The following is a 12,580-nucleotide window of genomic DNA, read 5'->3' as shown; positions in this document are numbered from 1 at the left end:
TGCCGCCTTCAGGATTTCCATCCCTCCGGTTTTATAGTTAAGAGCATTTTGCTTATACAAATTGCCTACAAGGGAATTGAATTATTTTTTAAATATTTTTTGTTAGATTTTTTCGATCGTTTTAAATGTCTGCGTAGCCCAGCAACCCGCAGCTCCAATCAAGGCCGCATCTTCATTCAATTTCGAAATATGTATTGGAGAAGTGATGCCCTGCGAATGGAGATATTTAACCACACCGGGAATAAAACGGTTGGAGGCGTTGGCAATATTACCACCAATTACAATGGCTTCAGCAGCATTATCCTGTTGGGATTTTTTGAGGAAAAGCCCAAGGTTGTGGCTAAACTCAGCAAATATTTTCCGTACGGTTTGGTTATCGTCGTAAAGTTTGGCCAATTCTCTAACATTTAGAATATTAAATCCTGTGAGTTCGTAATAACGTTTTAAAAACCATCGTGTAGAAAGATAATCTTCTGTTATGCCATCTAAAAAAGGAGCACACCATAAATTGGCATCGTCAATTTTTCCCTGATTGTAAACCGCACTTCCTAAACCTGTTCCCAGTGTAATGCCAATCAGGTGCTGATAGACACCTGCCTCACCTGCAAACACTTCTCCAGCCAAAAAACAAGCAGCATCGTTACTCATCAAAATCTGATCCCCACCAATCTGAAGTTCACTGGCCAGCATGTCTTTTACGTTTAGTCCATAAAAAGCGGCATATTTATCATTGCCTGCGATATAAGAGATACCATTGTCATAATCGAAAGGGCCTGGCATGGCAATACCCAAACTGCCAATTTGGATATCTACCTTTTTATAAGCTGCTTTAATTGCACTGCACCAGGTGTGGATAATCTGTTCTGTTGAGCCGTGCGAGTCAACCCGCTCGCGCGTGTAGGAATTTTTAAGAATGTTCCGCTGCTGCATATCGAGTACTGCAGCTGTAATGTGCGAACCCCCGATATCAATGCCCATCACATATTTGTTTTTATTCATTGTTTTCTGCTTCAATAGATCTATAAATAGCTGCACCTTATTAAGGCACCGAATGAAGAGTCCTTTTTTTGTTAAATTGCCTACAGTAGGAAGATTTTTTTATGAAATATTTTTTATTACCGTACATTTGATTCACCAAACTAACCAAGTTGAAAGCAGCTAAGCCAGATCTAGTCGTTTTATGGAATAAGATTTGCCTTGAGGATGACATAAAATCTTTCGAGCAACTTTATCGCTTTCTATACAGTAGGTTGATCAAATTTTCTATTTACTATGTGGTTGATAAACAGGCGGCAGAAGACCTGGTTACGGAGGTATTTGTTAAATGCTGGGAAAACCGCGCAACAAGTACCCACGTACTAAATCCCGAAAGTTATTTTTTTATCGCAGTAAAAAATCAATCACTCAAATACCTTAAAAAAAATTCTTCAATTACGTTTATCGATTTAGTTGATGCAGAAGAGGATATTTCGGTAACAGCACAAACGCCGGAGTATATTTTGGAAACCAAAGAACTGCACCGGCAACTTGATTTTGCCATTGCTGGTTTGGCACCTCAGGCAGCCACGGTTTTTAGGTTGGTTAAAGAAAGTGGCATGAAATATAAAGAAGTGGCAGAGTTGCTGAACATTTCGCCCCGAACGGTGCAGACCCAATTGTTCAGGGCCATTGCAAAACTCCGCTTAATATTACAGCCCTTACAAGACAAAGGACCAGGTGAAAAAAAACTTGGAAAACTGATCTCCCTGATTATCTTAGCGGGTACTTTATCTTTTTTTTATTTTTTGTAGGCAATTTTAACAGAAAAAGGAACATATCATAAAGGGCGGGAAAAAAATGACAGATCAAAGATTTACAGAATTGCTTGGAAAACAATTGGCCGGTGAAATTTCACCGGATGAATCTGTTGAACTGAAATCGATTTTAGCCGATAACGAAGCGCTTAGAACAGAATATAAACAGCTACAAACTTATTTTGAATCTGAAACAGCTGAGGAAGAAAATATCGATGTTGTTTTTGATCGGATCAGGGGTCAGATCCAGATTCCCGATGAACCCCGTTTAAAGGTTACCAAAAACAAAGGTTACAGTGTTTGGCTAAAAATTGCTGCTGTTGTAGCAATTGTTTTGGCTGGCATTTTGGTGTATAACAGAGAAGCTATTTTCTTCAATAAAACGGATCAGCAGGCTTTGAAACAAGCGCAAACCAAGGCAACGGAAATTAAAACCATTGTACTGGCCGATGGCTCTACCGTGAAAATGAATTCGGGAAGCAGCTTAAAATACCCTGATCATTTTACTGCAGATACCAGGGATGTTTACTTATCTGGCGAGGCATTTTTTGATGTTAAAAAAGATCCTAAACACCCTTTTATTGTACACACCGAGCAATTGGCTGTAAAAGTACTGGGTACTGCATTCGATGTTAAAGCTTACCAGAATGATGTTTTTACCGAAACTACCTTAATCAGGGGAAGCGTTGCTATCTCGCTTAAAAATAATACCAAGCAAACTTTTGTCCTAAAGCCAAACGATAAGTTTACTTTGGCAGGTGGTAAGGCAAGCATGAGCCAGCTCACCCATTTTAGTGGAACAGGGACCGACAAAGTAATGGAAACCGCATGGACAAACCACGAACTCATCTATAAAAACAATCGTTTTGATGAAATTGCCAGGCTTTTTGAGCGATGGTACGATGTTAAAATAACCTTTAAAGAAGCTGATCTTAAAACGGTGAAATTTACCGGACATGTAGATAAAGAAACCATTGCCGAAGCTTTAAATGTGCTAAAACTGATCGAAAATTTCAATTATTCGATAAAGGGGAAAAATGTCTATATCTACCGTTAGGACAAACAGTTAAGCAATGTATATTTGTAGCCATGAATTGTGCGCAGAGAATCATATTGTTAATTGGATTGATTTTTCCGCTATGTGCCAATGCGCAAACTAAAGTAACCTTAAATTTTAACGGAGCAAATTTTGAGCAGGTTGTAGAAGCTATACAACAACAAACTGTTTATCATTTCGCCTATAGTGAATCTAAAATTCCTAAACATCAGGTATCAATCAAGGTAGAAGAAGAGGAGGCCATAAAGGTGATCGATCAATTGCTGCGCAATAGTGATTATACCTATTCTCTTTTGCCGAATAATTTAATCGTAATCAGAAAAAATGCCGAAGGAAAAATGGATTCTGATAGTGTCCGTTTTTTAAAAGAGGTTGTAATTACGGCTTTGGGTATCGAAAAAGATAATCATAAAGTTGGCTATGCCTTAACTACCATTAAAGGTTCTTCAATCACCAAGGCAAGAGAAAGTAATATGATTATGGCGCTACAGGGTAGGGTAGCGGGACTTAACATTACCGGCGTAAATGGTGGTCCGGGATCTGCGGCACGCATACTCATCCGTGGTGTTTCCAGTATGACAGCTGCCTCTCCGTTATTTATCGTAAATGGTGTCCCCATTGATAACAGCATTCGTGGAAGTGCAAATGAATATGGCGGGGCCGATTATGGCGATGGCATTAGTAACATCAACCCAGATGATATTGAAACCATTACGATATTGAAAGGTTCTGCTGCTTCGGCTTTATATGGCGCCAGGGCTGCAAATGGTGTAATCCTCATCAACCTGAAAAGCGGTGGAGAAAATACCGGACCAAGGCTGGAGTACAATGCAAACCTGGCCTTCGATGTGCCGGTTAATTCTACCGATTTTCAATATTTATACGGTCAGGGTACACAAAATAAACGTCCTGCCGATCTGTACAATGCAATTACCACGGGTTTGTTGAGCTGGGGAGAACTTATGGACGGTAAATTAAGTCCTCAGGTAGATGGCTCTATGCGCCCTTATGCTCCCGTTAAAAATAACATCCAGACTTTTTACCGCACCGCTCCGGCCTTTATTAATACACTATCGCTGGTTGGTGGAAATACCAATAACAACTATCGTGTTTCGGTTTCTAATTTAGATTACAACTCTGTTTTAAGCGATGGATCCCTAAACCGTAAAACGCTGAATTTTTATGGTACAGTAGCGCTAAGTTCTAAAATATCGCTGAGCTTTACCGGTAATTACATTTACGAGAGGAACAAAAATAAAAGTTACCTCAGTGATGGCCCTTTAAATGCAAATTATGGGATTTCAGCTTTAGCCACCAGTTTAGATCAATCGATCTTAGCCCCTGGTTTTGATACTGAAACAGGTTTTGAAACGCGGTGGAATGCGGATGAATATAAAACCAATCCTTATTTTTTAATGAACAAACAGGCCGATTATGCCAATAGAAACCGTTATATCACATCAGCCGTATTAAAATATAAGTTGGCCAGCTGGGCATCACTGCAGGGCAGAATTGGCTACGATTCGAGTAAAGATGAAGTGGTGAGTATTTTACCTACAGGGACTGCATTTTCAATTAACAGGCAGGGCGGTATAAATGCCTATGATCAAAACCATACTTCAGAGCTCAATAGCGATATTTTGTTTAGTGCAACCAGAAACCTGAGCGATAAATTGAACCTCGAGTTTTCAATGGGCGCAAATTATCGCGAAAGAAAGGGCAATACCGAAAAACTGAAAGGATCGCAGTTTAAAGTGCCATATCTGTATGTGCCAGAAAATCTGATTACCAGTACCAAAACATTGGCCATATCCAGAATTGTAACCGAATCGGCTTATTACACTGCCGATCTTAGCTATCAGCGTTATCTTAACTTCTCCGTTACCGGGCGTTACGATATCTATTCTACATTGCCTGCTAACAACCGGGGCATATTTGTACCCGGCGTATCAGGCAGTTTTATTTTTTCAGATCTGCTGAGATTAAAGGGCCTCGATTTTGGTAAATTGCGGTTGGATTTTGCCAAAACCAGTGGAGAGCCGATTGTCCCGTACACCACGCAAATCTATTATACCGTAGATAATCAGGTAAACGGCGTGCCTGTAGGTGGTTTTTCAGGAGATTTACCCAATTACAATTTAAAACCGTTTACCCTAAAAGAAATAGAGGCAGGCCTCGACCTTAAATTTTTCAATAGCCGTTTGGATGTCGATTTTACCTATTTCAACCGCATTACCCACAACGAAATTATTAATGCAAAACAATCAGTTACCACAGGCTTTACCTCCGCCTATGTCAATCTTGGTGAAACCCGGAATACAGGGATAGAACTGGCTTTAGGCTATACGCCCTTGCTTACAACAACGGGCAAATGGCAGATCAACTTTAACATGACCAAGGTAAAGAATACCCTGCTTTCTATCGATGGTAACAGTAATTATACCCTGACAGGTACCTATCGGCCATTAAATGCCAATACTGCGCTGGTGGTTGGTAAACCGATTACGCAGATTATGGCCTACGATTATCTGCGGGATGCTAATGGAAACATCATTATCGGATCGGATGGCATACCTAAGCGGGGTAATTTTATTCCTATGGGTGGCACCATGCCTACGCTATATGGAGGGATAACCAACAGTTTTAGCTATAAACAGTTTAGTTTTTCCTTTTTGATCGATTATCGCTTTGGCAATAAAATCCTATCAGCAACAGAATATTACAGTTATGTGCTTGGCTTAAATAAGGCAACTTTAGTGGGTAGGGAGACAGGGATTGTGGCCGATGGCGTGTTAGAAAATGGGCAGAAGAACACGATTAATGTTCCGGCTTATGCCTATTACCCTGAACTGGCTACCAATATTTCTGCATTATCAGTACTCAATGGCAGTTTTATCAAGCTGAGGCAGGCCACATTAGGTTATTCTTTTAGCGAACGTTTTTTAAAAAGAACACCTTTTGGTAGTATAGGGATAGATATGGTCGCGCGGAACCTGTTTACTTTGCTTAAATACACTAAAAATATAGATCCTGAGTCGCAGTTCTCGCCAACATTGGGTTATGCCGGGATAGAAGGGGCTTCATTGCCTGCAACACGTACATTTGGGGTTAATTTTAATTTTAAATTCAAATAACATGGCCATGAGAAAGTTGTGTGTTTTGGGTGCTTTTTTCCTGGCTTTAATGGGCAGCTGTTCTAAGGGAAAGCTGGATGAAATCAATACAGATCCAACCAAACTCACAGAAGACAATTATGATCCCAACAGCTTGCTTGCACAGGCACAGTTAAAATATGCCAATTTGGGTTATTACCAGCTTCTGTATCAGAGTACTATGATGCAGTTGCTTGCCTCAACTTATTATTATTACAACAATGGTGATAAATACATCAACGTGGGCAGTTTTACCGATTATCAGGGTCGTATTTTTGATGAAGGTTATGCTGATGCCTCCTACATCAGAGAGATGCAACGACTGGCCAGATTAAAAGATCCAGCGGCCTATAAAAACCTGATTGCGATTGGTGATATCATGTTCGTATTGATTTTGCAACGGATTACCGACGCTTATGGTGATGTGCCCTATACACAGGCTGTTAAAGCGATGCAAGGTGTTAAATATCCCGTTTACGATCGTCAGGAAGATATTTATACCCACATGCTGAACGATCTCGAAACGGCTACCGCGCAATTGGATGCCGAAAAACCCAGACCAAGTGCTGATCTTTTTTATAAAGGCGATATCGGTAAATGGAAAAAATTTGGTTATTCGTTAATGGTTAGGATTGCCATGCGATTAACGAAAGTAGATCCGGATAAGGCCAGAATTTGGGCCGAAAAGGCTGCGGGCAAAACTTTTAACAGTATCAATGACAATGCGATTCTTTTAACCGATGCTTCCTCTTTTAACAGTCAAAATGGAACATCGCTTGCTTTAAGAACATTTTCCGACTATTTGGAAGTACGGTGGAGTAAAACCTTAATTGATCAGTTAAAAAATACCAACGACCCCAGGTTGGAAGTGATAGGTGAAGTACCAAAAGATGGATTGGCCAAAAATGCGAATCAGAATTTAAGTGGAGATACCGATGCAGCTGTTCAGCTTGGGTTGCCAAATGGATACGATCTACAGGGTGGAACCACCGATATCAGTCGTTCGCCAAACTATCCGGGTGGTACAGGTAGCGGAAGTGACCTTGCCCCGCTCGGAAAGTATTCCAGACCACGCACCGCGATGTACCTTAAACTAGGTGGGCCAATTTTTATCCTGAGTTACGCAGAAACTGAATTTCTACTGGCCGAAGCTAAGGTAAGGGGCTGGAATATTAATGGCACGGCAAAACTACATTATACCAACGGATTAACCGGGGCTATACAGTCGCTTGTCCAGTTAGATCCTCTGGCTGCGGTTGATTCCAATAAAATTACCGCTTTTGTTAACCAGAATTCGCTTGATGAAAGCAGTACACAAAGCGCATTGAGTGCCATAAATTTGCAATACTGGGTAGCTACCGGTACCAATTTTAATTTTATAGAGGCCTGGCTAAACTGGAAACGGAGTGATTATCCTAAACTTATTCCCGTAAATTACAAAGGCAACGTTACCAATGGCACCATTCCCCGCAGGATGATCTACCTATCAACAGAGGTGCTGAACAACCCCCAAAATTATAAAGATGCTGTAGCCAGAATAGCTGGAGGCGATGTACTTACTGCTAGGGTGTGGTGGGATAAGTAATGAATGGATATAGAGGATACAGCTAAATCACCCATAATAATAGTAGGTTTTAATGACTATAAATATCTAACGTGTTTTTTTTCTTTTCCGTGGTTAAGGCCTTTTATCATCAGGTATATGCCCAGGAATAAAAGAATAGCAGAAGTAATTATCCCAACCGCAATGGGCAAAAAAATAGCTGCTGATGCGAAGAACTCGCTCCATAGCACACGGGGATAAAAAAAGTAAGTTAGTATCAAAAACCCCAGTAACATTAAGATTGAGAAAAAATAAAGGATTTTAGGTGTTGAGTTAATTTTCATGTTTTATTTAGATATGTGTGAAATGATAAGAGTGGATATTGTTTAATTTAGATAAGGATTTTGGGGAATGTAAACCAGGTGGTAACCGCTTTTCTTAAGCAGATTAATCGTGTGCTCATCAGGTAATTGTTTAAAAATAACTGCCGTTAACACCTGTGATGGCATAGCCCTTAATTTAACGAGGATGTCAAAAAGAAACTTCTTCGTTTTGATAAAGAGAAACTGCCTGTTGTGTTGATCAGTGGGTATCGATTCTGCCCCTTTAAACCAGTAATTGGGGTTAATTTTTTTAAAGCCCACCATCGGCAGACCTAAACCAGCCGCCAGTTTTTCAAATTCCCGTTCAGAAACCTTGTATACAAAATTTCCAACAGGCTCAAATGAAAAACGGTTTTTCCATAGTTTGTTAATAAATTGCCCGTTTCGGGCAAAAAGATTGCTTAACATTAATAGTAACGGCATTTTTATTACCGGATCTTGCGGTTCCATTACAATCACCCCTGATCTGGCCACTCTGATCATCTCATACATTGCGGCGTAGGGCCTGGGGAAATGATGGTAAGATTCTTTGCAAAGCACAAAATCAAAGCTATTGTCTTGTTGTGAAAGTTTTTCAGCGTTTTCTGCAGCGCAGGCGTTAATAATCCCTTCCTTTTGCGCAACCGTTAAAAAATCGGTGTTCAGATCGGTTGCCAATGCATGATTGCCTGAATTTAGAATGTACTGCGCATCAAAACCGTAGGCATCTCCTATAGTAAGCCAACGCTGTTCTTTTTTATCCAAAAGTGGGTCAAGACAGTTAAAGAAGAGTTTTTGGAGCCAGTAAGCTACATTGTTTTTACCCCTGGCCCTTGCCTTCCCGTAAAGGTCAGTTTTAGAACGCTCTGACGGGAAATGTGTATTGTACCATTCGTTATGTCTGTTATAGCTTTCATTATGGTGCATAGAGTAGGGGGTTTATAAGGTATACGAACCGGGTTCTAAAAACGCTTGGTTGAAAAATAAAAATGTATTAACGAAAAAAATTAATTTTAACCCAGCGTTTTTCATACTCACTACGTAACCTTATTATAACACGATGAAAAACCGCTTACCGACCCAAATGGATGAACCTTTTTTTTAAGCAGGATACTAAACTAATCAAAGGTTGCAAAGCCAATGAGCGGCAAGCACAGGAAGATCTTTACAAGCGCTATTACGCCGATATGCTGCGTATATGTTTACGGTATTTAAAATCAGATGATCTGGCGCATGATGCGCTGAGCGTTGGTTTTTTGAAGGTTTTTCAACATATCCATACTTTCGATGCTAAAAAAGGAGAATTTGGTGCCTGGATTAGGACGGTGATGGTAAGGTCGTGTATTGATATTAGCCGAAAAGAGGCGAAATTTAACGAAACGATTAGTTCAGATGAAATAGAAGAGATTTTTATCCAGCCTTCGGTGTTGGATAAACTTTTCGTAGAAGATCTCCTAAAATTGATACGCTTATTGCCAGCCGCTACGCAGTTGGTTTTTAACCTTTCAGTTATTGATGGTTATTCGCACAAAGAAATTGGAGAACATTTGGATATTACTGAGAGCACCTCCAGGTGGCACCTCTCAGAGGCAAAGAAACAGTTGAGGAAAATGTTAACATCCTCAGCAATTGATAAACCAACTGAAAACATAAAAAAAAGATGAGAAATTCAGCATGGTATCATAAACTCTGGCGCAATAAATTCGATAGTCTTCCAATTAAGGATGCTTCGGATGCCTCATGGGCGGGTATGCACAAACTGCTTAACGAGCAAATGCCAATCAGTACGATCGGTGGCCCCGGTACTCATCTATCTACAGGAGCGAAACTGTTTAAAATAATTGGGTATACATTATCTGTAGCTGCTACGGTTTCTGCTGTAGGCTACTTTGCAGTTCTGAAATCAAAAAATAAACAGAAAGAAATAGAAAAGAAAGTTAAACCCGCAATTCTGGATTCAATAGTTGTTGATAGTAGCAAGGTGATAAATTACAGCAATTTTGCCGATACAATAATAATTAAGGATAGTGTTGATCGGGATGGAAATGCAGTTAATGATCTTGCTGAACAAAATAAAAATATTGACAATGGATCTGTTCAGGATGTAAAACGGGTGAATGGCAATGAAAACATTATTTCATTTGCCGCTAAACCGAATGCTGGTTCTCCCATTAAAAACAAACACGATGGTACACAAAGACGTCATCATTTTGGACGATTTGAAATTTTAAGTTCGAGATCATCAAAGCCTGGCTCAAAAGCTGATGATCATGAATCTAAAGGCCGGAATGTTGATAGTTCATTTATGAACGGACAAAATTTGTTATTAATACCAAATAGTTATCAGGAAACAAATGGATTTTTTAAACAACCTGCTTCCATTTTAAACCAAAGGGCTGTTTTACAAACCTATGCCCCTGGCGATTCACAAAGTGCATCCTCAATAAATAACCGTAGGAAGGGAAGCAACAATAAAGAAGACCGCACCACTGGAGGTAAAACCCAGAAAGTAAAAAATGTCAAATCACCCAAAATCAAAACGACTAAAATTAAACAAGAAAGCGAAATTATAGTGCCTACATATAGTTATGGTGTAACAACAGGAATGAATGTGCAAAAAGGCAACAGTAGTTTTTATGTCGGCATATCTGGTGCTTACTTATTAAGCAAAAAATGGCAGCTTTCTGTTGGCGTAAATGTTAATAGCTATCAAAAAATTGCAGGAGAATTTACACATCCAAGTTATTACCGTCCTGATTCGTTACCGCCGTTTACAATTGCAGCTACACGAAAAGTGATTACAGTAGATATTCCTTTAACAGCAGCCTATAGGCTTTCAAAACATATAAGTGTTAAAGTAGGTCCGGTAATTAGTTTTGTGGGCAAGCAGTCTGCAATGATAGCCAGATTAAACCCGATAGCCGATCCACGTGATACACTATACCATAGCAAGCAAATCGACTCGACCTTAGTAAATACAGTAAGCAATAAGGTAAATGTAGGGTTTACGGGCGGCATCAGTATTCACATTAAACAATTTGATATCAATGGAAGCTACCAATGGTTAACTCCATTCAAGGTGAGCAATAGTTCGGGCTCTTTTAAACAGACCAATCAGGTTTTTAGGATTGGGATAGGATATCGGTTTAAATAATTATAGTAGGAACAAAATTGAAATGATTAGTATTGAAAATTCATAAGAGATGATAGAAAACAGAAATTTCAAATCTAATGAGAGAAAAACTTGGTATGGGCCTTCTCAAATTTTACTAACCGGTTTCAAGGTTTTCAAGTCGTAAATTAGAATTTCGCTTTTATCCGTTTTGTCGTACTTGTTATTATTGTTTGTGTCAATGTGGCCCGTTACAATAATGGTTCCTGTTTGTTTATTCACAGCCCAGGTCCTTACAAAGAGTTTGTTATCTGTTAACTGTGTTCTTTTTTGTCCATCAGGAGATAAGATTATAATTTGTTTTGGGTCGTTCCAGTCTATTCCCTTTTTTTCGTCAAGATCAATAGTTTGGGCTGAAATAATAATCTGATTGATCCCTAGGTGGTCAATCTTAACCTGTTCAAGTTTTTCAAAATAGCCATCGCTCGGGAAATCTACCTGTTTTGTTTGTCCGTTTTTAGTATTAATAAACAGCAGGTATTTGTTTTTCGCACCAGGTATTTTTTCCCAATTTTCAACACTTGCAATTACATAATCAGTTCCTTCAACTTCTGTCAGTTTATTGAAATGAGTATAATTGTTTTTGTCCTGACCGTAAGAGGTCAGGGTGAAAATGCTTAAGATCGTTATGAATATTTGCTTCATTTTTGTTAGACCTATAATGTTTTATAGTTATTTGTTTGTTTCACTTTTCCATTCATGCTCAACATTTGTCATAAGCAGCGCATTGTCAAAAGTCACCGACCCTGGGGGGAAAAGATCTTCGTTTTCAAAAAAACTTGATTTTACTTTCAAAACCTCAAGTGGACTAACTTTCCAATGGTATGCTTTTAATCTCAGACCATCAAATTTGTCTTTATTTGGTGAATATCCAAGGTCGCCGTTTTCAAAAAAGTCAGATGCATTTTCTAGTGTTTTAAAAATTGATTTATTGTTAAACAAAGGAGTCTCATTAGCATCAATTGATATCTCGGTATTATCTGAGCTCTTAAAACTAATTTGGTAATTACCGTTTTCTTCTTCTATTTTGAATTTTGCATGAAAGTGTTTACCTGGAAATATTCGTCCACCAACGAGCGCATTTAATTTTAGCGAAGTATCCCGACGTGGTATATAAACTCCTGATTTTGTTACACCGTCCTCATCCCATTCAACTGCAATTCGATGAGCACCATTTTCAGAATTTACACCCATAAAGTTTGGTAACCCTTTTGGTTTTATATTTTTTAGTCTGATTAGGCATATTCCAACAATGGCCTTTTCCATATAAACTTTTGGTCTAAAAGGAAAGGGAATCAGCTCTTTCACAATCTTTGGGTCGGCTGTGAAGTTAATTAAGATTCTTCTGTCAATATATCCATGTATTGTTGGGATTCTCATTCCGATTTAATTTTACGCTAACTAAAGTAAATATAGTCGAAATCACAACAATATTAATGTTGTTCAATTAAGAGAATAGGTATTAATAATTCTTTGTGGAAATAATTATCTTAAAGTTGTT

10 protein-coding genes are annotated in these 12,580 nt (G+C 38.9%); 6 read left to right on the top strand and 4 right to left on the bottom strand.

Features of this window, described 5'->3' with window-relative positions; genetic code table 11:
* Window positions 1–102: 102 nt before the first annotated feature.
* A complete protein-coding gene (locus tag J7E57_RS22540) occupies window positions 103–999 on the bottom strand; it encodes an ROK family protein (RefSeq protein WP_215130685.1) in 897 nt (298 codons plus the stop codon).
* Between the two features lie 149 nt (window positions 1,000–1,148).
* Between J7E57_RS22540 and J7E57_RS22535 the strand changes: the two genes are divergently transcribed.
* The 4 genes from J7E57_RS22535 to J7E57_RS22520 are packed head-to-tail and all read left to right on the top strand — an operon-like array spanning window position 1,149 to window position 7,587.
* Complete coding sequence (locus J7E57_RS22535; protein ID WP_215130687.1) at window positions 1,149–1,790, top strand: RNA polymerase sigma-70 factor; 642 nt, start codon at window positions 1,149–1,151, stop codon at window positions 1,788–1,790.
* A gap of 46 nt (window positions 1,791–1,836) precedes the next feature.
* Window positions 1,837–2,850 carry a FecR domain-containing protein gene (locus tag J7E57_RS22530; protein WP_215130689.1) on the top strand — a complete coding sequence of 338 codons (1,014 nt, stop codon included), beginning with the start codon at window positions 1,837–1,839 and terminating at the stop codon, window positions 2,848–2,850.
* A 32-nt stretch (window positions 2,851–2,882) separates the two neighbouring features.
* Window positions 2,883–5,984, top strand: coding sequence for a SusC/RagA family TonB-linked outer membrane protein (locus J7E57_RS22525; protein ID WP_215130691.1), 3,102 nt, complete (start codon window positions 2,883–2,885; stop codon window positions 5,982–5,984).
* Between the two features lie 7 nt (window positions 5,985–5,991).
* Window positions 5,992–7,587 carry a SusD/RagB family nutrient-binding outer membrane lipoprotein gene (locus tag J7E57_RS22520; protein WP_251030008.1) on the top strand — a complete coding sequence of 532 codons (1,596 nt, stop codon included), beginning with the start codon at window positions 5,992–5,994 and terminating at the stop codon, window positions 7,585–7,587.
* A gap of 344 nt (window positions 7,588–7,931) precedes the next feature.
* Here J7E57_RS22520 and J7E57_RS22515 read toward each other — a convergent pair whose 3' ends face one another.
* The gene (locus tag J7E57_RS22515) at window positions 7,932–8,834 is read right to left on the bottom strand and encodes a class I SAM-dependent methyltransferase (protein WP_215130693.1); all 903 of its coding nucleotides are present in this window, start codon (window positions 8,832–8,834) and stop codon (window positions 7,932–7,934) included.
* Window positions 8,835–8,995: 161 nt separating this feature from the next.
* Here J7E57_RS22515 and J7E57_RS22510 point away from each other — a divergent pair, with 161 nt between their 5' ends.
* Together J7E57_RS22510 and J7E57_RS22505 are read left to right on the top strand one after the other, a co-directional pair.
* Window positions 8,996–9,571 (top strand): RNA polymerase sigma factor, encoded by a 576-nt coding sequence (locus J7E57_RS22510; protein WP_215130695.1) that lies wholly within the window; start codon window positions 8,996–8,998, stop codon window positions 9,569–9,571.
* The gene (locus tag J7E57_RS22505; protein ID WP_215130697.1) at window positions 9,568–11,061 is read left to right on the top strand and encodes a hypothetical protein; all 1,494 of its coding nucleotides are present in this window, start codon (window positions 9,568–9,570) and stop codon (window positions 11,059–11,061) included. Before J7E57_RS22510 ends, J7E57_RS22505 begins: the two co-directional genes overlap by 4 nt.
* A 105-nt stretch (window positions 11,062–11,166) precedes the next feature.
* On the opposite strand, the gene J7E57_RS22500 is transcribed toward J7E57_RS22505, so the two are convergent.
* The gene (locus J7E57_RS22500; protein WP_215130699.1) at window positions 11,167–11,724 is read right to left on the bottom strand and encodes a hypothetical protein; all 558 of its coding nucleotides are present in this window, start codon (window positions 11,722–11,724) and stop codon (window positions 11,167–11,169) included.
* A gap of 27 nt (window positions 11,725–11,751) precedes the next feature.
* Window positions 11,752–12,459 (bottom strand): DUF2071 domain-containing protein, encoded by a 708-nt coding sequence (locus J7E57_RS22495; protein ID WP_215130700.1) that lies wholly within the window; start codon window positions 12,457–12,459, stop codon window positions 11,752–11,754.
* Between the last annotated feature and the right edge of the window lie 121 nt (window positions 12,460–12,580).

This window comes from Pedobacter sp. ISL-64, assembly GCF_018613605.1.
Classification (GTDB): Bacteria; Bacteroidota; Bacteroidia; order Sphingobacteriales; family Sphingobacteriaceae; genus Pedobacter.
The sequence above is the reverse complement of the archived record's forward strand: the minus strand, read 5'-3'. Positions and strand labels throughout refer to the sequence as shown.